The sequence below is a fragment of the Pseudomonas sp. HLG18 genome, assembly GCF_051903985.1.
Taxonomy (GTDB): domain Bacteria; phylum Pseudomonadota; class Gammaproteobacteria; order Pseudomonadales; family Pseudomonadaceae; genus Aquipseudomonas; species Aquipseudomonas fluorescens_BT.
The window spans coordinates 5,510,845-5,528,992 of sequence record NZ_CP195831.1 but is presented as its reverse complement, the minus strand read 5'-3'; the positions used below and the strand labels follow the sequence as shown (position 1 = coordinate 5,528,992).

Here is an 18,148-nt window from a genome sequence, read left to right as displayed (position 1 = left end):
CCAACTTTAGGAGTTCGTTCGACATGCTGCATTTGTCCCGTCTTACCTCGCTGGCCCTGACGATCGCCCTGGTGATCGGCGCGCCTCTGGCGTTTGCCGCTCAACCGGCTCCGGCTGTCGCTCCGGCAGGCACTGCCGCGACGTCCAAGGCCCCGCTGCCGCTGGAAGAGCTGCGCACCTTTGCCGAGGTCATGGACCGGATCAAGGCCGCGTATGTCGAACCGGTGGACGACAAGACCCTGCTGGAAAACGCCATCAAGGGCATGCTCAGCAATCTCGACCCGCACTCGGCCTACCTCGGCCCGGAAGACTTCACCGAGCTGCAGGAAAGCACCAGCGGTGAGTTCGGCGGCCTGGGTATCGAAGTCGGCTCGGAAGACGGCTTCATCAAAGTCGTGTCGCCAATCGACGATACGCCAGCATCGAAGGCCGGCATCCAGGCCGGTGACTTCATCGTCAAGATCAATGGCGCGCCGACCCGCGGCCAGACCATGACCGAAGCCGTGGACAAGATGCGCGGCAAGATCGGCCAGAAAATCACCCTGACCCTGGTCCGTGACGGCGGTACGCCGTTCGACGTAACCCTGGCCCGAGCAGTGATCCAGGTGAAGAGCGTCAAGGCGCAACTGCTCGAATCGGGTTATGGCCTGATCCGCATCACCCAGTTCCAGGTCAAGACCGGCGAGGAAGTCTCCAAGGCCCTGGCCAAGCTGCGCAAGGACAACGGCAAGAAGCTCAACGGCATCATCCTCGACTTGCGCAACAATCCGGGCGGCGTGCTGCAGGCAGCGGTGGAAGTGGTCGACCATTTCATCACCAAGGGCCTGATCGTCTACACCAAGGGCCGGATTGCCAACTCCGAACTGCGCTTCTCCGCCACCGGCAAGGACGAAAGCGAAGCCGTGCCGATGGTCGTGCTGATCAACGGGGGCAGTGCCTCGGCCTCGGAAATCGTCGCCGGCGCCCTGCAAGACCAGAAACGCGCCGTGGTCATGGGCACCACCAGTTTCGGCAAGGGTTCGGTGCAGACCGTGCTGCCGCTGAACAACGACCGTGCGCTGAAGATCACCACCGCGTTGTACTTCACGCCGAACGGCCGCTCGATCCAGGCCCAGGGTATCGTCCCGGACATCGAAGTGCGCAAGGCCAAGATCACCAACGAAGCGGACGGCGACTACTTCAAGGAAGCCGACCTGCAGGGTCACCTGGGCAACGGCAACGGCGGCGCGGACAAACCGACCGGCTCCGGCGGCAAGCCGAAAGCCATGCCGCAGGATGACGATTACCAGTTGGCCCAGGCCCTGAGCCTGCTCAAAGGCCTGAGCATCACGTCCGGCCGTTGAGGATGTCTTTGCGTTTCGTCTTTGTCCTGCTGTGCTGTCTGGCGGGTGCTGCTCACGCAGAGCCTGCCAGACCGACACCACAAAAAGCCTACCTGACACTGATCATCGACGACCTGGGGCAGAACCTGCCCCGGGATCGCCGCGTGCTGGCCCTGCCGGGGCCGGTCACCACGGCAATCATGCCCGACACCCCGCACGCCACCGAATTCGCCCGCGAAGCCCATCGTGCCGGCAAGATCGTGATCCTGCACATGCCGATGGACCCGGCCACCGGTCCATTCGCCTGGCATCCCGAACTGCCCATCGAAGAGCTTGAGAAGCGTCTCGACGCCGCGTTCAAAATGGTCCCCTACACCGCCGGCATCAACAACCACATGGGCAGCCGCATGACGGCGCAACCGGTGGCGATGGCTTGGTTGATGGGTGAACTGCAGCGCCGTCACAAGTTCTTCGTCGACAGCCGCACCAGCGCCCAGACTGTCGCTGCGCAACAGGCACAGAAGATCGATCTGGCGAGTGTTTCCCGGGACGTGTTTCTCGATGACGAGCGCACCGAAGCGGCGATCTACAACCAATTGCAGACCGCAATCAATCTGGCGCGCAAACAGGGTTCGGCGGTAATGATCGGCCATCCTTATCCACAGACCCTGGCCGTGCTGGAGCGAGAACTGCCTAAGTTGAAAGCTCAAGGCATCGAGTGGATCGACATCAAGCAGATGATCAGCGTGCGCAGCAATCGCGCTACGGCCGCGCACGGCAAAAACGGTGTCTACCGATAAACGCCCTGATACAACCGCTACACATAGTTATTGCCTGACGACTCGCCCGCGTCTGGATAGTCAGCCCTGCAATGGTTAGCGACTCTTGTGAGTCGCCTTTCAAACTTCAGGACTGACTATGACAGGCATCGACAGCAACACATTACCCGCGCAGCGAATGGAACCGATCCGGTTCGGCAATCTGCTGATCAATTTCACCAGCGAATTCCATCGGATCTGGGACAGCCGAGGCTCCGGCTCCTCGGTTGGAAGCTTTTGGCGCCCGACCCCCGCCCCTGACCTGCTGCCGGGGTACTTCCCGCTTGGGGATCTGGCCGTGACCGGATATGAAAATATCAACGGAAACAGAATCGTGGCCGTCGTCTGTGAAGGTGAGCTGCAAGGTGACGACGCCTCCCGAAGCAAAGCACTCAGCCCGCCCACGGACTATGAAAAAGTCTGGAGGGACTCCAACTCCGGAGCTGCCGCCGACTGCACGGTGTGGCGCCCGATCCCTCCTTCCGGCTACGTGGCCATGGGACTTGTCTGCTCCAATGGTCGCGACAAGCCATTACTCAATGCGATCCGCTGCGTGCGGGAAGATCTGGTCATCGCCACGACCGTCGGCCATTTGATCTGGGACGATAAAGGCAGTGGCGCAAGACAGAACTTCAGCGCCTGGCACATCGATCCTCCGCAGGCTGCCGAAGGCGAAATCTATTTTGCTCCGGGCACATTCTTCGGTGTCCAGAGCCACTCCAGACCTGTGAATTCCATCGCCTATGCGTTGCGAATGCAGCTGCCCCGGCAGTCAGTACCGGCACCCGAAGCTCCGAAACTCTCGGGGTATGGAGCGCCCCCGGAACTGGCACCGGCCAAGGTCACACAGACCGTGCGAATTCCGTGGTTCGCGGTGACCGATCATCTGTCTCCTGGCGAGCAATTATCTACTTCCCCGTTCTACCATCTGGAACGCTCGGATCAGTATGTACTGGTGGGACACGGTCACAACACGAGTGATCTGCCACGGCCGTTCAAGTGGAAAGCAATTCGTGCCCAGAACCCGCAGATGCAGCAGATTTTCAGTCGCCTCACCTCTATCGAAGTGTCGAAAGCGTGGCCAGCGATGCCTTCGAGCGCAGGCCGTGCCATCCGCTACTCGGCGCATTTGTACAAGGACTTTACCTACTGCGAGACATCACCCGACGGCTGGAATGAATCCCGCCCACTGGACATCGTCGCCATGGCTGCCAAAAACAAGGCCGTGGCGATCTACCAGGTACAAAGTCTCTATACGTTGAGGCGCACGGACGGCACTCATGTAGCGGTGAGCATGAGTTACACCGATGATGAAAGCCTTTACTTGACCGAGTATCCGCCAGAAACCGACAGCACGCTGACCTTCACTCCGCAATTGGCGACAGAGCCACCCTCAAGCGAAAGCCATTCAGACCGTGACAGCCACGATATCGGTCTCGCCCCACAGCCGCCGACAGAGGAAGGAGTCGTTACAAATACTGCCCCATGATCTCGTCGACCACGCCTTCCTTGCGCATCTGATCCAGCTCAGCCTGCAACCGGGCAACGGTTGCATCCGGCACGTCCTTGTTCAGCGCCAGGTACAGCTCGGCGCTGTTGAAGCGAAGCACGGTTTTCAATCCGGTCACGCCATCCTGTCGAGCCAGATAGCGCCCGGCAGGATCGCCAGTGGCCCACAGGTCAATCTGGCCGCTGACAAGCTTTCTGGCGTTGTCCTGATCACGCAGCACCACCACCGGCTTCAGCCCCTGTTTGGTCAACGTCTCGGCAATCGCATCGCCTTTGTAGGCGCCGATCTTGTACTTGCGCGCATCATTGAGGGTTTCGAGGGTGATCTTGCTGTCGGCCTTGGCCAGCATGACCCAGTCGTCCGGGCCGATCGGGCCGACCCACTTGAACAGTTTTTCGCGATCCGGCAGCCGCGCCATGACGAACGCACCGTAACCGGGATTCTCCAGCGCCAGCTTGTAGACCCGCTCCCAGGGGAAGCGCAGGGTCAGGCTGTAGGTGATGCCGGCACGTTTGAACATCTCGCGCACGATGTCCGTGGCAATGCCATTGATGTTTTCGTCCTGGGCGAAATTCTTGCCGTTCTTCGCCATGTTGTACGGCGGGAAGTTTTCGGTGAGGAGCACCAGATCGGTGTCGGGACTTTCTTCGGCGTGGCCGGTGTTGATCAACAACACGGAGGCACTGGCGAGGACGAGAAGCAGGCGTTTGATCATGTCGGGCTACCGAAATCCATGGCGTGCCCAAGAGTGCCTTGGGTACGCCATGCTGTCCACTGGCCTGTATGGATGTTTAACGCATTACGATGCCGCGGTGCGCCATGTAGGCCTTGGCTTCTTGAACCGTGTATTCGCCGAAGTGGAAAATACTCGCCGCCAATACCGCGCTGGCGTGGCCTTCGAGGATGCCGTCAGCCAGGTGCTGCAGGTTGCCGACGCCGCCGGAAGCGATCACCGGAATACCCAGCGCATCGCTGATGGCGCGGGTCACGCCGAGGTCGAAGCCGTTTTTCATGCCGTCCTGATCCATGCTGGTCAGGAGGATTTCACCGGCACCCAGGCCTTCCATTTTCTTTGCCCACTCGACGGCGTCGAGACCGGTCGGCTTGCGACCGCCGTGGGTGAAGATCTCCCAGCGCGGGGTTTCGCCCGGGCCGGAGACCTTCTTCGCGTCGATGGCGACGACGATGCATTGCGAGCCGAAATGCTGCGCCGCTTCGCCGACGAATTCAGGATTGAACACGGCAGCGGTGTTGATCGACACCTTGTCCGCACCGGCATTGAGCAGGTTGCGGATGTCCTGCACGGTCCGCACGCCGCCGCCGACGGTCAGCGGGATGAACACCTGGCTGGCCATGCGCTCGACGGTGTGCAGTGTGGTGTCACGGCCATCGACGCTGGCGGTGATGTCGAGAAAGGTAATCTCGTCGGCACCCTGCTCGTCGTAGCGACGGGCGATCTCCACCGGGTCGCCGGCGTCACGGATGTTCTCGAACTTCACACCTTTGACGACCCGGCCGTTGTCCACGTCCAGGCAAGGGATGATGCGTTTGGCCAGCGCCATGGTCAGTCCTCAGCCTTGGTACGAGTCGCAGAAAGCTTGCGCTTCGGCGACGTCGAGAGTGCCTTCGTAGATCGCCCGGCCGGTGATTGCGCCGATGATGCCCGGCGCCTTGGCGTCGAGCAGCGACTTGATGTCACCCAGGTTGTGAATGCCGCCGGAAGCGATCACCGGGATCTTCGTGGCAGCAGCCAGCGCGGCGGTGAACGGTACGTTGCAGCCCTGCATCATGCCGTCTTTGGCGATGTCGGTATAAACGATCGAGGACACACCGTCGGCTTCGAACTGCCTGGCCAGGTCGATGACCTGCACTTTGCTGATTTCAGCCCAGCCGTCGGTGGCGACAAAACCGTCCTTGGCGTCGAGGCCGACGATGATCTTGCCCGGGAACGCGCGGCAGGCTTCGGCGACGAACGCAGGCTCTTTCACCGCTTTGGTGCCGATGATCACGTAGCTCACGCCCGCCTTGACGTAGTGCTCGATGGTCTCCAGCGAACGGATGCCGCCGCCGATCTGGATCGGCAGGGTCGGGTAGCGCTTGGCGATCGCGGTCACCACTTCACCGTTGACCGGCTGGCCTTCGAAAGCACCGTTCAGATCGACCAGATGCAGACGACGGCAACCGCCCTCCACCCACTTGGCAGCCATGCTCACCGGGTCATCGGAGAACACTGTGGAATCTTCCATGCGGCCCTGGCGCAGACGTACGCAGGCACCGTCTTTGAGATCGATAGCGGGAATAATCAGCATCTGGCAAACCTTCAAATTTGAATGTTCAGCTTGGCTCGGAAATCAGTTTTTCTCGAGCGCCCACAGGTCGCTTTCGATGCTTTCAAACCGCTCCTTGAGGTGGGTCTGCACATCGAAAATCGCCCTGTTGTAATAGTGCGGAGCAATTTCGCGGGTAAACAGCTCAAGAATTTCCGCCGCCTCGAATGAACCCAGGTCCAGTTCGAAACGATCCTCCATGAACCGCTGAATCTTGCGGTTGGCCTCGCTTTCCTGCTCGGGTGTGAGGGTCAGGATCGGCGGTTTTTTCTTGGCAGCCATTTACCAGCGACCGTCCCACGCCGCGAAGTTCTGCAGCAATTGCAGGCCATGGGTATGGCTCTTCTCCGGGTGGAACTGCACGGCGAAACGCGAACCTTCGGCCAGCGCCGCGGCGAAATCGACGCCGTAATGACCGCTGCCGACCACCTGCCGCGGATTACCGGCGGCGATGTAGTAACTGTGCACGAAGTAGAAACGCGCCAGGTCCGGAATGTTGTGCCACAGCGGGTGATCCACCGCCTGCTTCACTTCGTTCCAGCCCATGTGCGGGACTTTCAGGTGCTCGCCGTCTTCATGCAGGTCTTTGCCGAAGAACTTCACCGCGCCCGGGAACAGGCCGATGCAGTCGACGCCGTCGTTCTCTTCGCTGGTGTCGAGCAAGGCTTGCATGCCGACGCAGATGCCGAGGAACGGACGATCCTGGCTGACTTCACGTACCAGCGAGTCGAAACCGAGGCGACGGATCTCCGCCATGCAATCGCGAATCGCCCCGACACCGGGGAAAACCACACGGTCGGCTTCGCGGATCACGTCCGCATCGCTGGTGATCAGCACCTTGCCGGCGCCAACGTGCTCGAGAGCCTTGGCCACCGAGTGCAGGTTGCCCATGCCGTAATCGATTACCGCGACGGTCTGCATTACAGCACGCCCTTGGTCGAAGGCATCTGGCCGGCCATGCGGTCATCCAGCTCGACGGCCATGCGTAGCGCGCGGCCGAAAGCCTTGAACACGGTTTCGATCTGGTGGTGAGTGTTGGTGCCGCGCAGGTTGTCGATGTGCAGGCTGACCAGCGCGTGGTTGACGAAGCCCTGGAAGAATTCCTGGAACAGGTCGACGTCGAAGCCACCAACGGTGGCGCGAGTGTACGGCACGTGCATCTGCAGGCCCGGGCGGCCGGAGAAGTCGATCACCACGCGCGACAGCGCTTCATCGAGCGGCACGTAGGCGTGGCCGTAGCGACGGATGCCTTTCTTGTCGCCAATGGCTTGCGCGAAGGCCTGGCCGAGGGTGATACCGACGTCTTCCACGGTATGGTGGTCGTCGATATGCAGATCGCCCTTGCATTGGATATCCAGGTCGATCAACCCGTGACGGGCGATCTGATCCAGCATGTGCTCAAGAAAAGGAACACCGATATCGAATCGGGCCTTTCCGGTGCCATCAAGGTTGATCGAGGCTTTGATCTGGGTTTCCAGAGTGTCGCGCTCGACAGACGCCTTACGTTCGGCCATCACCAGCTCCGCAAAATCATTGGGCGAAAAAGGCAGCCATTATAGGGGCGCGGGGCCGAAACAGAAACACGAGAGGTGGAATGACTGACGGATAGAACCCCGTGCTGTCGGGGATAGACATGTGCATACAAGCTATTTCGGACAGCACAAAACAAATGTGGGAGCGGGCTTGCTCGCGAAAGCGGTGGGTCAGCCAACAGTGATGTCGACTGACCGGACGCCATCGCGGGCAAGCCCGCTCCCACAGGGGTACTGCGCTTTAACGGTTACTTAGTGGAACAGTACCGCCGTTTTCTGCAGGGTCACCCACACACCCCACGCCAACGGAATCCCCACCACCAGCCACGCAGCGATTGCCAACGGCTTGCTGCCCGGCGCGGCTTTCCACTCCAGCACAGTGCTGCTGTCAGCACCCTTGTCGTGACCCAGCGCCTGTTCGGCGGCCAGTTCGGCGTCGGTCATGAAGTACTTGTCCGCCACCGGACGCACCAGCAGGTTGCACAGGAAACCCAGCACCAGCAGGCCGGCGAGGATGTACAAAGTGATGTCGTAAGCGGCGGCGCGTTCAACGCCGATGCTCAGCTGATACTCACGCAGGTAGTTCACCAGCACCGGACCCAGCACGCCAGCGGCAGCCCAGGCGGTCAGCAGACGACCGTGGATCGCACCGACCATTTGCGTGCCGAACAGGTCGGCCAGGTACGCTGGAACGGTCGCAAAACCACCGCCGTACATCGACAGGATGATGCAGAACGCCGCCACGAACAGCGCAACGTTGCCCAGGTGACCGAGGTTCGGGATCAGTGCGTACAGCGCAAAACCCAGTGCAAAGAACACAAAGTAAGTGTTCTTGCGACCCAGGTAGTCCGAGAACGACGCCCAGAAGAACCGACCGCCGATGTTGAACAGGCTCAACAGGCCGGTGAAACCTGCCGCAATCGCAGCGATGGACGCCAGTTGACCGGCGTCCAGCTGACCGAACGGCAGATCGTTGCCCAGCAGCTTGCCGCCGAACACTTCCTGCAACAGGGGCGATGCCATGCCGAGGATGCCGATACCCGCCGACACGTTCAGGCACAGCACCAGCCACACCAGACGGAATTGCGGGGTTTTCCACGCCACATTCACGTGAACGTGACGGTGGGTGATCATCGCATTCGAGGCTTTCTTCGCCGGCGCGGCCCAACCTTCAGGCTTCCAGCCGGTCGGCGGCACGCGGTAAGCCAGCGCACCACCGATCATGAACACGAAGTAGATCGCGGCCATGGCGACGAAGCTCTGCCATACGCCCACACCGGTTGGCGAAGCGAAATGGCTCATCAATGCGGTTGCCAGTGGCGCACCGACCATCGCGCCGCCACCGAAGCCCATGATCGCCATGCCGGTGGCCATGCCGCGCTTGTCCGGGAACCACTTGATCAGGGTCGAGACCGGCGAGATGTAGCCCAGGCCCAGACCGATACCGCCGATCACGCCGGAGCCGATCCACATCAGCCAGATCTGGTGGGTATAAATACCCAACGCCGAAATCAGCAGACCGCCACACCAGCACAGTGCCGATACCACACCGGCCTTGCGCGGCCCGGCATGTTCGAGCCAGCCACCCCAGATTGCTGCCGAGCAGCCGAGGAAGATGAAGAACAGGGTGTAGATCCAGCCGAGCATGGAGATCGGCCAGTCGCATTGCGACGAGAAGACTTGTGCGATGAAGCTCATGTCCGGTGCGCAAGCCACCGGAGCGGTCACGCCCAGCGCCTTGGACAGCGGCAACCAGAACACCGAGAAGCCATAGGCCATGCCGATGCACAGGTGAATGGCCAGTGCGGCCGGCGGGACCAGCCAGCGGTTGAAACCGGGCTTGGCGATGATGCGTTCCTTGGACAGGAACGCAGGCTGGGCGGCGCTGAGGCCGTCCGCCGTGATGCTCGTGCTCATTGTGTATCCCCCAATTATTAGTATGCGTTCGCCAGCCACTGCTCACCCCCGGCCTTTATGCACGCAGGCATGACCGTGTTGGTGGGTGGAGCTCCTTGAAGCGCGACCAAAAGTCGCAGAGGGACGGACGAACGGGCGAAGGTTACCATCTGCACGTGACAGAAAAACCAAACTGATATCACCTTTTTTGAGTCATCTGATCTCAGATGACCGGGGAACCCTCCCGCCGACCGTTGTCGAAGCGCTGCACGCCGCGGATCGACAGGTTCCTCTGGACACCGCACCAGCACAGGGTCATGCAGCGCTATACTCCCCGGCTAAATTATGAATTCGACTAACTACAAGGACTCGCCCATGAAAGCGTTCGGCAAAATCCTGGGTCTGGTACTTCTCGGGCTGTTGCTGATCATTGTGGCGGCGGGCTTCGCCCTGACCCACTTCTTCGATCCCAACGACTACAAAGACGAGATCCGCCAGATAGCCCGCGACAAGGCCCACATCGAGCTGACGCTCAATGGCGATATCGGCTGGAGCCTGTTCCCATGGCTCGGCCTGGAATTGCACGAGGCCAGCGTCGCCACCCTGATCAAGCCTGACGAACCGTATGCCGATCTGCAGATGCTCGGCCTGTCGGTACGCGTGCTGCCGTTGCTGCGCCGTGAAGTGCAGATGAGTGATGTGCGTGTCGAAGGCCTGAACCTGCGCCTGAACCGCGACAAGAACGGTCACGGCAACTGGGAAGACATCGGCAAGCTGCCGGCTGCAGCGCCTGCGCCGGGCAGCACCCCGCCTGTTGCCGCTGGCGAACCGGTCGCCGAAACACCTGCCCAGCCGGAAAAACCGCCGCAGCCGATTCGCCTCGACATCGACAGCCTGACCGTCAACAACGCCCGCGTTGAATACAACGACGAGCAGACCGGCAAGCAGTTCAGCGCCGAAAGCATCCAGTTGAGCACCGGCGCGGTACACGACTCGACCAACATTCCGCTCAAAGCCACGGCATTCCTCAGCACCAATCAGCCCGTGCTGCGAGTGCGCACCGAGCTCAATGGTGAGCTGCGCATCGAGCGCGCCCTGCAACGTTACAAGTTCGAAGACCTGAAGCTGTCCGGCGAACTGACCGGTGATCCCCTGCAGGGCAAAGCCATGACGTTCTCCGCCCAGGGGCAGATGTTGCTCGACAAGGCCGCAAACGTCGCCGAATGGACCGGGATCAAGATTTCCGCCAACCAGTTGCGCGCCTTGGGCGAGCTGAAGGCCAACAATCTCGACAAGACGCCGCAGATCACTGGCGCGATTTCCATCGCCCAGTTCGATCTGGCGAAGTTCGTCGACAGCATCGGCCAGACACTGCCGGCCATGGCCGAAGGCAGCCTGAGCAAGGTCGAGCTGGTCAGCCGTGTCGCTGCCACACCGACCAGCCTGGCGCTGGACAACATCAACCTGAAACTCGACGACAGCAGCTTCAGCGGCCGCATCGCCGTTGAAGACTTCGCCAGGCAATCGCTGCGAGCGATCCTCAAGGCCGACACCTTCAACGTCGACCGCTACCTGCCGCCGAAATCGGAAAAAGCCGCCAGCGCCACTCAGGCACGCCAGACCGAAGTCGCCAGCACCGAAGCCGATGCCATGGCCGGCGCCGGCAGCACCCCGCTGCCGGACAAACCGAGCAAAAGTGCCTGGAGCACCGAGCGACTGTTTCCGGTGGAGCGCCTGAGCAAACTGGACGTGAACGCCGACCTGACCTTCGGCCAGTTGACCCTCGATAAATTACCGATCCAGAACGCCGCACTGAAAGCCACCGGCCAGGGCGGCCTGCTGACTCTGGAGAACCTGCGCGGCGAGCTGTACAACGGCGACTTCGAAGCCAAGGGCACGCTGGACGTGCGCCAGACCGTGCCGGTACTGAATCTGCAAACCCGGATCAACCGCGTGCCGGTGGAAAAAATCCTCGAAAGCCAGGGCAAGAACCCGCCGGTCAAAGGCCTGGTGAACCTCACCAGCACCGTCACCGGTAGCGGGAACAGCCAGCAGGCGCTGATCGACACCCTCAACGGCAACGCCAGTTTCGTGATCAACAACGGCGTGTTGCTCAATGCCAACCTCGAACAGCAACTGTGCAAAGGCATCGCCACCCTCAACCGCAAATCCCTGAGCGGCGAACCGCGGGGCAAGGACACGCCGTTCCAGGAACTCAAGGGCAACCTGACCTTGCGCAACGGTGTGGCCAACAACCCGGACCTGAAAGTGCGCATCCCTGGCATGACCGTCAACGGTGACGGCGACATCGACCTGAAAGTGCTGGGTATGGACTATCGCGTCGGCATCATCGTCGAAGGCGATACCAGCGCCATGCCGGACCCGGCCTGCCAGGTCGGCGAGAAATTCGTCGGCATCGAGTGGCCGCTGCGCTGCCGTGGCCCGCTGGAGCTCGGCGCCAAGGCTTGTCGTGTGGATAACGAGCGCCTCGGCCAGGTCGCGACCAAATTGGCCGGTGACAAGCTCAGCGAAAAAATCGACGAGAAACTGGGCGACAAAGTCAGCCCTGAACTGAAAAACGCATTGAAGGGGCTGTTCAAGCGATGAGAGCGGAGCAGTTTTCCACGGCGGTGCTGGAATGGTTCGACCGCCACGGCCGCCATGATTTGCCCTGGCAACAGAACATCAACCCGTATCGGGTGTGGGTGTCCGAGATCATGTTGCAGCAGACCCAGGTCAGCACCGTGCTCAATTACTTCGACCGGTTCATGGCCGCGCTGCCGACGGTCGAAGCCCTGGCCGAAGCGCCGGAGGACGAAGTGCTGCACCTGTGGACGGGCCTGGGTTACTACACCCGCGCGCGCAATCTGCAGAAGACCGCGAAGATCGTCGTCAGCCAGTACGGCGGCGAATTTCCCCGCGATGTCGAGAAGCTCACGGATTTGCCGGGCATCGGCCTGTCCACTGCTGGCGCGATTGCCAGCATCAGCATGGGCCTGCGCGCGCCAATCCTCGACGGCAACGTCAAACGAGTGCTCGCGCGCTTTACCGCACAGGAAGGCTACCCCGGCGAGCCGAAGGTCGCCAAACAGCTGTGGGCCAACGCCGAGCGCTTCACGCCGCAGGATCGGGTCAACGCCTACACCCAGGCGATGATGGATCTGGGTGCCACGCTGTGCACCCGCAGCAAGCCGAGCTGCCTGCTGTGTCCTCTGAAGAAGGGCTGCGAAGCGCACATGCTCGGCCTGGAAACGCGTTACCCGATCCCCAAGCCGCGCAAGGCCATCCCGCAGAAGCGCACGCTGATGCCGCTGCTGGCCAACGAGGACGGCGCGATTCTGCTTTATCGCCGCCCATCCAGCGGATTGTGGGGCGGTTTGTGGAGCCTGCCGGAACTCGACGACCTCGACGACCTGCAACACCTCGCCGCGCAGCACTCGCTGGAACTGGGCGAGCAGCAGGCGCTGCCGAGCCTTGTCCACACCTTCAGCCATTTCCAGCTGTCCATCGAACCCTGGCTGGTTCAGGTGCAGGAAGCCGGCGGTCACGTGGCCGAGGCCGACTGGCTCTGGTATAACCTCGCCACCCCGCCGCGCCTGGGCCTCGCCGCCCCGGTCAAGACCTTGCTCGAACGCGCGGCCGCCGTCTTGAATGCAGGAGAGTCGACATGACCCGCACCGTAATGTGCCGCAAGTACAAAGAACAACTCGAAGGTCTGGAGCGCCCACCGTACCCGGGCGCCAAGGGCCAGGACATCTTCGAACACGTCTCGGCCAAGGCCTGGGCCGACTGGCAGAAACACCAGACCCTGCTGATCAACGAAAAACGCCTGAACATGATGAACGCCGAAGACCGCAAATATCTGCAGGGCGAAATGGACAAGTACTTCTCCGGCGAGGAATACGCCCAGGCCGAAGGCTACGTTCCACCGGCCGAATAACCCCCGGATTTCGTAAGCGACGGAATTAATTTAAGAAATTTTAAAAAAGTCGTTGACGTAAATCCGAAAAACCCTTTTAATGCGCCCCGTTGCCCAGATAGCTCAGTCGGTAGAGCAGGGGATTGAAAATCCCCGTGTCGGCGGTTCGATTCCGTCTCTGGGCACCAAATACCGAAAACCCTGAATCGCAAGATTCAGGGTTTTTTTATGCCTGCGATTTGATGACGGCCCGATTCAGGGACGCATCGGCAACGGTCGCGCCATCCCGGCGCGACCGGCAACGTCCCTAGCTGTTGTCGTTCCAGTGGAACACCAGATTGCGCGCTGCACCGCCGCCTATTTCGGCCGCATCCCGACGCGTTTCACCATTGCGGGTAGCGACTACCGTGTACTTGCCGGGCGGTAACTGCACATACACCAATGGCCCGGTCTGATTCAGCGTCAGCACGGTTTGCCCGGGGGCTTTCTGGATCATCACATCGACATCGGCGGTGTACAGGTTTTGCATGCCGACGGCGAAGGTCATGTGCAGGTTGTAGCCAGCGGATTGCTGAATGGCTTTCGACTCATCCAGGCCAATCCCGCCGGCCAGATAGCGAATACCGTTTTGCTCTTGCTGCTGAGCCTGCACAGCGGAATTGTCGATCGGCTCCAGACTTGCAGCCTGCGTCATGAGCGGAAACAGCAACACCGCCGCAGCGGCAACGGGCAGCACGAATTTAAGAACGCGTTTCATGAGGACGACTCCCGGGCTCTCGCGGAACCCAATCGTTACCTCTTTTTAGATTTTGTCTCGTGAGGTGAGTTTTAGAACGATTGGGAGTTGCGGTAGATACGAAAAGGACTACAGAAAACTCCACCAACGATTCGCGCCGCATTGCGTCTCGAATTAGCGATTGCCTGATCAACCTGCAAATTTGGTACTCACTGCGTTCCGATTCGTTGCATACCCACCCGCTTGAAGTTCATCCTCGAACCGTCCCCGAAAGTCTGGATCGCCATGAACCTACAAAGCGCGACACTGCCACTCAGTCAGCTGTCAGCGGAAAGCGAGCCCTTCCACGAGCCCGCCGCCGACGGCTATCTGCTCGGCGGTTTCACCTGGCGTCACGCGTCACCGGATCCACAGCGCCCGCTGGTGATCATCAACGCCGCCACGTCCGTGCGCTGCCGCCACTACTCGCGCTTCGCGGCGTATCTGTTCGCCAACGGCTTCGACGTGATCATTTACGACTACCGGGGCATTGGTGAGTCGCGGCCAAAGTCGATGAGGCATTTGCAGGCTTCATGGACGGATTGGGGCGCGCTGGATTTCGAAGCGATGCTCAAACGAGCACAGCGGGAGTTTCCCGGTCAGCCGATCGATGTGGTCGGGCACAGTTTCGGTGGCTGTGCAGCAGGCCTGGGGGCATCCGGACATCTGATCCGACGACTGGTGACGGTCGGCGCGCAGTTCGCTTACTGGCGCGATTACGCGCCCGAGCACCGCTGGCGGATGTTCGGCAAATGGCACCTGCTGATGCCGCTGGTCACGCTGTTCTGTGGCTACTTTCCGGGCAAGCGACTTGGCTGGCTGGAAGACACGCCCGCTGGCGTGGTCCGCGACTGGAGCACGCCCGACGCACGTTATGAGCGGCGCCCGAGCGGTAGAACGATCGCCGACTTGCCCTTCGCCAACGTCCGGGCCAAAGCCCTGGCAATCAGCATCAGCGACGATCCCTACGGCACGATTCCCGCCATCGAACGCCTGCTCGATTACTTCCACAACGCGCAAAAGACCCACCTGCGAATCGAGCCGCAGGACATCGGCGAACAAGAAGTCGGACATTTCGCCTTTTTTCGTAGCGCATACCAAGCCACACTATGGCCCATCGCGCTGACCTGGCTGCAGACCGGCGCACTGGCCCCCGATACACCGGGGCGGCAAGTGCCGCGCAGTTGAGTCCCCTCCAACGCATCACGGAACACACACCATGGCTTCCGCCAACAAGCAGCAAAAACGCGCCGCCCGGGCCAAGACCAAGGCCAAGCAGAACCGCACCAAACGCGCCGAGGCACCGGTCGAACTGGACCCGAACGACGACCGCATCGATTTCGAGTCGGTGGACCTGACCGAACTGTTCAAGAAAATGATCGACGCCGAGAAGTTCAGCCAGCAGGCCATGTGCACGGCATTCCTTGAGGACCCGCTGCTGGAGCTGGTGTATGAACAGGAAGGTGAAGAAGGCGCGATGGATTTCATCCTCGCCGCACTGATCGAGTACCGCCAGTGGTCCACCGAGACCGACGAGGCCGGCGCCCTGGCGTGGATCGAGTCGCCTGACTTCCAGAAAGACTATGTGGCCGCGTCCGACGCGATCGCCGCACAAACCCAACAGAAAGACTGAGTTCCCATGGCATCCCTGAACAAGCAACAGAAACGCGCCAAGCGCGCCAAGGCCAAGGCCAAGCAGATCCGCATGGTCGGCCGCAAACCCCTGGCCCTGGACGATGACCTCGGTCACCTGGCCGAGCCGATCCCGGAATACACCCTGGCGATGTTCAGCAAGATGCGCGACGCCGAAGCCGTCAGCCGCAACAACATGCTGCTGACCCTGCTGCAGGAGCTGGCGTTCATCATCGTCGACCATCCTGAACTGCTGGACATGGAAAACGCCGACGACGAAGGCATGGCCGCCACCCACCTGGCCGCCGACATGCTGATCGACTATCGCATGTGGGCCGATGGCATGGATCGCGAGACAGCCCAGGCCTGGTTGAGCGAGCCGCAGTTCATCACCGATTTCGGGATGGCACTGGATACTTACGGCCAGTCGCTCGAAGCGCCTGAAGAGAAGAGCGAATAAACCTCGCCCGCAAACAAAAACGGCCGCTTGTCATCGCTGACAGCGGCCGTTTTGCATTACGCGATCCGGATCAGTTCAACACCACCGCACCACGCTTTTCTGCCTTGCGACGACGCGCCACGAGCATGCCGGTCGCAACAACCACCAGGCTCAGCAGGCCGGTCGCGAGGATTTCCACGCGGTGGGCGTCCTGGAACAACATGATGGTCAGGGCCGCCACGATGAACACGATCACCGCGTAGGTCAGGCCCGGGAACAGCCACATGCTGAAGACGATTTTTTCACCGCGAGCCATGCGCTGCTTACGCATGCGCAGTTGCGAAATCGCGATCACCAGGTACACCAGCAGCGCGATGGCGCCGGAGCTGGCCAACAGGAACTCGAACACCGCAGCCGGAGCCACGTAGTTGGCGAAGGTGCACAGGAACGCTGCGCCTGTGGACAACATCACCGCCCAGTAAGGGGTGCCGCTCTTGTTGGTGCGGGTCGCCATGGCCGGGGCATCGCCACGTTTGCCGAGGGAGAACAGCATGCGCGAAGAGGTGTACAGCGCCGAGTTCAGGCAGCTGGTCACAGCGACCAGCACCACGATATCGACGATCATCTTGGCGTTCGGGATGCCCATGCGCTCAAGCACAGTCTGGTAGGAGCCAAGGCTGGCCAGCGCTGGATCGTTCCATGGCACCAGGGCCACGACGATGAAAATCGATACGAGGTAGAACAAACCGATCCGCCAGATCACCGAGTTGGTGGCCTTGGAAATCTGCTTGCCAGGGTTCTTCGATTCCGCGGCCGCGATGGTCACGATCTCGGTACCCATGAAGGAAAACATGGTGGTCAGGATCGCACCCAATACAGCGCCCAGGCCGTTTGGCAGGAAGCCCTGGGTGTCAAAAATGTGCGACACGCCGCTCACCTGGCTGTTCGGCAGGAAACCGAAAATCGCCGCCACACCCAGAATGATGAAACCGATGATCGCCACGACTTTGAGCAGGGCGAACCAGAATTCGAACTCACCGTAGTTTTTTACGCTGAACAGGTTGGTCACCGTCAGCAGCATGGTGATGATCAGCGCGAAGGCCCAGATCTCCACGCTCGGGAACCAGGCATGCAGGATGGTCGCGGCGGCGTTGGCCTCCAGCGGGATCACCAGAACCCAGAACCACCAGTACAACCAGCCGATGGTAAAACCGGCCCAATGACCGATGGCGCGGTCGGCATAAGTCGAGAAGGAGCCGGTATCCGGCGAGGCAACGGCCATTTCGCCGAGCATGCGCATGACCAGCACAACCAGCATGCCGGCAGCGGCGTAGGCCAGCAGCACGGCCGGGCCGGCGGCGGCGATCGCGTGGCCGGAGCCGACGAACAGACCTGCACCGATCACCCCGGCGATCGACAGCATGGTCACATGACGCGGTTTGAGCCCCTGTTCGAGGCCATTGGAGCTTTGGGTACTGCTCATTGGAACTACCTTTGCGAGGAAAGCGATTGCGTCCGGCCCGTCTGGCGTTCCTTCTCGTAAAAAGAATCCAACGGGGCGTTCCAGATTCTGCACGCAATAATTGCGCCAAAATGTTTCAAAGTCTTCTGGCCCGCGGTTTTCACTACGACCGGACAGTCATCGCAAGTCCTTGAGAATACTGGCCTTTCGCCAAAGCGTTACCCTGCGACTCACTTTTCAAAACGAACGGGCGCACCAGAAACACACTGAAAAGGTGCGGGATGCACAATAAAAGGGCGAATGAGGAACGTTCGGCCGGATAGCGCTTCCAACACCCCGCCAAAGGTGGCAACATCGCGCCTTTTTTTACGCGACACCCACGGGAATCAACGTCAAACGCCCGTTCGGTTGTTGACGGGGCGACAGTCTGCTGCGCTGATGCGACAACCTGCCACACGCCATCCGTTTACCGCTCGTAGCGCTGTTGGCTGCCATTGAAACGCTATGCTAGCTTGG

At 60.8% G+C, this 18,148-nt stretch carries 18 protein-coding genes and 1 tRNA gene; 10 read left to right on the top strand and 9 right to left on the bottom strand.

Annotation, left to right across the window (positions count from 1 at the left end; all coding sequences use genetic code 11):
* Positions 1-23 precede the first annotated feature (23 nt).
* The 3 genes from ACSPX5_RS25450 (at position 24) to ACSPX5_RS25440 (ending at position 3,629) form a co-directional block, all read left to right on the top strand.
* On the top strand, positions 24-1,343 hold the full coding sequence (locus tag ACSPX5_RS25450) for a S41 family peptidase (RefSeq protein ID WP_085712771.1): 1,320 nt from the start codon (positions 24-26) through the stop codon (positions 1,341-1,343).
* A 2-nt stretch (positions 1,344-1,345) separates the two neighbouring features.
* Complete coding sequence (locus tag ACSPX5_RS25445) at positions 1,346-2,122, top strand: divergent polysaccharide deacetylase family protein (protein WP_439820487.1); 777 nt, start codon at positions 1,346-1,348, stop codon at positions 2,120-2,122.
* 118 nt (positions 2,123-2,240) lie between these two features.
* On the top strand, positions 2,241-3,629 hold the full coding sequence (locus tag ACSPX5_RS25440) for a Vps62-related protein (protein ID WP_439820486.1): 1,389 nt from the start codon (positions 2,241-2,243) through the stop codon (positions 3,627-3,629).
* Here ACSPX5_RS25440 and ACSPX5_RS25435 read toward each other — a convergent pair.
* The 7 genes from ACSPX5_RS25435 to ACSPX5_RS25405 all read right to left on the bottom strand — a co-directional run bounded on the left by ACSPX5_RS25435 (position 3,610) and on the right by ACSPX5_RS25405 (position 9,426).
* Positions 3,610-4,365, bottom strand: a complete 756-nt coding sequence (locus ACSPX5_RS25435) for a substrate-binding periplasmic protein (RefSeq protein ID WP_323161079.1) — start codon at positions 4,363-4,365, stop codon at positions 3,610-3,612. The two genes, ACSPX5_RS25440 and ACSPX5_RS25435, sit on opposite strands and share 20 nt — an antisense overlap.
* 76 nt (positions 4,366-4,441) lie before the next feature.
* Positions 4,442-5,212 carry an imidazole glycerol phosphate synthase subunit HisF gene (hisF, locus tag ACSPX5_RS25430; RefSeq protein ID WP_007897430.1) on the bottom strand — a complete coding sequence of 257 codons (771 nt, stop codon included), beginning with the start codon at positions 5,210-5,212 and terminating at the stop codon, positions 4,442-4,444.
* Positions 5,213-5,221: 9 nt separating this feature from the next.
* Positions 5,222-5,959 carry a 1-(5-phosphoribosyl)-5-[(5-phosphoribosylamino)methylideneamino]imidazole-4-carboxamide isomerase gene (gene hisA, locus ACSPX5_RS25425; protein WP_439820485.1) on the bottom strand — a complete coding sequence of 246 codons (738 nt, stop codon included), beginning with the start codon at positions 5,957-5,959 and terminating at the stop codon, positions 5,222-5,224.
* A 42-nt stretch (positions 5,960-6,001) separates the two neighbouring features.
* Complete coding sequence (locus tag ACSPX5_RS25420) at positions 6,002-6,259, bottom strand: DUF2164 domain-containing protein (RefSeq protein WP_230734798.1); 258 nt, start codon at positions 6,257-6,259, stop codon at positions 6,002-6,004.
* Positions 6,260-6,898 (bottom strand): imidazole glycerol phosphate synthase subunit HisH, encoded by a 639-nt coding sequence (gene hisH, locus ACSPX5_RS25415; RefSeq protein ID WP_439820484.1) that lies wholly within the window; start codon positions 6,896-6,898, stop codon positions 6,260-6,262.
* Positions 6,898-7,491 (bottom strand): imidazoleglycerol-phosphate dehydratase HisB, encoded by a 594-nt coding sequence (gene hisB / locus ACSPX5_RS25410; RefSeq protein ID WP_085712764.1) that lies wholly within the window; start codon positions 7,489-7,491, stop codon positions 6,898-6,900. The genes hisH and hisB overlap by 1 nt, the downstream gene beginning before the upstream one ends.
* A 270-nt stretch (positions 7,492-7,761) precedes the next feature.
* On the bottom strand, positions 7,762-9,426 hold the full coding sequence (locus ACSPX5_RS25405) for an OFA family MFS transporter (protein WP_169428446.1): 1,665 nt from the start codon (positions 9,424-9,426) through the stop codon (positions 7,762-7,764).
* 354 nt (positions 9,427-9,780) lie between these two features.
* Between ACSPX5_RS25405 and ACSPX5_RS25400 the strand changes: the two genes are divergently transcribed.
* From ACSPX5_RS25400 to ACSPX5_RS25385, 4 genes are all read left to right on the top strand, one after another.
* Positions 9,781-12,012: an AsmA family protein gene (locus tag ACSPX5_RS25400; RefSeq protein WP_439820483.1), complete on the top strand. Its 2,232-nt coding sequence runs from the start codon at positions 9,781-9,783 to the stop codon at positions 12,010-12,012.
* Positions 12,009-13,076: an A/G-specific adenine glycosylase gene (gene mutY, locus ACSPX5_RS25395; protein WP_119428651.1), complete on the top strand. Its 1,068-nt coding sequence runs from the start codon at positions 12,009-12,011 to the stop codon at positions 13,074-13,076. Before ACSPX5_RS25400 ends, mutY begins: the two co-directional genes overlap by 4 nt.
* Positions 13,073-13,345 carry an oxidative damage protection protein gene (locus ACSPX5_RS25390; RefSeq protein ID WP_085712761.1) on the top strand — a complete coding sequence of 91 codons (273 nt, stop codon included), beginning with the start codon at positions 13,073-13,075 and terminating at the stop codon, positions 13,343-13,345. The genes mutY and ACSPX5_RS25390 overlap by 4 nt, the downstream gene beginning before the upstream one ends.
* A 91-nt stretch (positions 13,346-13,436) precedes the next feature.
* Positions 13,437-13,512 (top strand) — tRNA-Phe (locus ACSPX5_RS25385).
* 119 nt (positions 13,513-13,631) lie between these two features.
* On the opposite strand, the gene ACSPX5_RS25380 is transcribed toward ACSPX5_RS25385, so the two are convergent.
* On the bottom strand, positions 13,632-14,081 hold the full coding sequence (locus ACSPX5_RS25380) for a carboxypeptidase regulatory-like domain-containing protein (protein ID WP_169428444.1): 450 nt from the start codon (positions 14,079-14,081) through the stop codon (positions 13,632-13,634).
* Between the two features lie 264 nt (positions 14,082-14,345).
* On the opposite strand from ACSPX5_RS25380, the gene ACSPX5_RS25375 reads away from it, so the two are divergent.
* The 3 genes from ACSPX5_RS25375 to ACSPX5_RS25365 are packed head-to-tail and all read left to right on the top strand — an operon-like array spanning position 14,346 to position 16,191.
* Positions 14,346-15,287 (top strand): alpha/beta hydrolase family protein, encoded by a 942-nt coding sequence (locus tag ACSPX5_RS25375; protein ID WP_439820482.1) that lies wholly within the window; start codon positions 14,346-14,348, stop codon positions 15,285-15,287.
* 31 nt (positions 15,288-15,318) lie between these two features.
* Positions 15,319-15,732: a hypothetical protein gene (locus ACSPX5_RS25370; RefSeq protein WP_439820481.1), complete on the top strand. Its 414-nt coding sequence runs from the start codon at positions 15,319-15,321 to the stop codon at positions 15,730-15,732.
* A gap of 6 nt (positions 15,733-15,738) precedes the next feature.
* Positions 15,739-16,191: a hypothetical protein gene (locus ACSPX5_RS25365; RefSeq protein WP_439820480.1), complete on the top strand. Its 453-nt coding sequence runs from the start codon at positions 15,739-15,741 to the stop codon at positions 16,189-16,191.
* Positions 16,192-16,261: 70 nt separating this feature from the next.
* Here ACSPX5_RS25365 and gabP read toward each other — a convergent pair whose 3' ends face one another.
* Entirely contained in the window at positions 16,262-17,653 is a 1,392-nt protein-coding gene (gabP, locus tag ACSPX5_RS25360; protein ID WP_169428440.1) for a GABA permease, read from the bottom strand.
* Positions 17,654-18,148: the final 495 nt, after the last annotated feature.

Bases quoted from the DNA above. Each gene is read 5' to 3' on its own strand.
- ACSPX5_RS25380 (WP_169428444.1), bottom strand. From the start codon at position 14,081: ATGAAACGCGTTCTTAAATTCGTGCTGCCCGTTGCCGCTGCGGCGGTG.
- ACSPX5_RS25435 (WP_323161079.1), bottom strand. From the start codon at position 4,365: ATGATCAAACGCCTGCTTCTCGTCCTCGCCAGTGCCTCCGTGTTGTTG.
- ACSPX5_RS25375 (WP_439820482.1), top strand. From the start codon at position 14,346: ATGAACCTACAAAGCGCGACACTGCCACTCAGTCAGCTGTCAGCGGAA.
- ACSPX5_RS25445 (WP_439820487.1), top strand. From the start codon at position 1,346: ATGTCTTTGCGTTTCGTCTTTGTCCTGCTGTGCTGTCTGGCGGGTGCT.
- gabP (WP_169428440.1), bottom strand. From the start codon at position 17,653: ATGAGCAGTACCCAAAGCTCCAATGGCCTCGAACAGGGGCTCAAACCG.
- ACSPX5_RS25390 (WP_085712761.1), top strand. From the start codon at position 13,073: ATGACCCGCACCGTAATGTGCCGCAAGTACAAAGAACAACTCGAAGGT.
- ACSPX5_RS25450 (WP_085712771.1), top strand. From the start codon at position 24: ATGCTGCATTTGTCCCGTCTTACCTCGCTGGCCCTGACGATCGCCCTG.
- ACSPX5_RS25420 (WP_230734798.1), bottom strand. From the start codon at position 6,259: ATGGCTGCCAAGAAAAAACCGCCGATCCTGACCCTCACACCCGAGCAG.
- ACSPX5_RS25405 (WP_169428446.1), bottom strand. From the start codon at position 9,426: ATGAGCACGAGCATCACGGCGGACGGCCTCAGCGCCGCCCAGCCTGCG.
- ACSPX5_RS25400 (WP_439820483.1), top strand. From the start codon at position 9,781: ATGAAAGCGTTCGGCAAAATCCTGGGTCTGGTACTTCTCGGGCTGTTG.
- hisH (WP_439820484.1), bottom strand. From the start codon at position 6,898: ATGCAGACCGTCGCGGTAATCGATTACGGCATGGGCAACCTGCACTCG.
- hisA (WP_439820485.1), bottom strand. From the start codon at position 5,959: ATGCTGATTATTCCCGCTATCGATCTCAAAGACGGTGCCTGCGTACGT.
- ACSPX5_RS25370 (WP_439820481.1), top strand. From the start codon at position 15,319: ATGGCTTCCGCCAACAAGCAGCAAAAACGCGCCGCCCGGGCCAAGACC.
- ACSPX5_RS25365 (WP_439820480.1), top strand. From the start codon at position 15,739: ATGGCATCCCTGAACAAGCAACAGAAACGCGCCAAGCGCGCCAAGGCC.
- ACSPX5_RS25440 (WP_439820486.1), top strand. From the start codon at position 2,241: ATGACAGGCATCGACAGCAACACATTACCCGCGCAGCGAATGGAACCG.
- mutY (WP_119428651.1), top strand. From the start codon at position 12,009: ATGAGAGCGGAGCAGTTTTCCACGGCGGTGCTGGAATGGTTCGACCGC.
- hisF (WP_007897430.1), bottom strand. From the start codon at position 5,212: ATGGCGCTGGCCAAACGCATCATCCCTTGCCTGGACGTGGACAACGGC.
- hisB (WP_085712764.1), bottom strand. From the start codon at position 7,491: ATGGCCGAACGTAAGGCGTCTGTCGAGCGCGACACTCTGGAAACCCAG.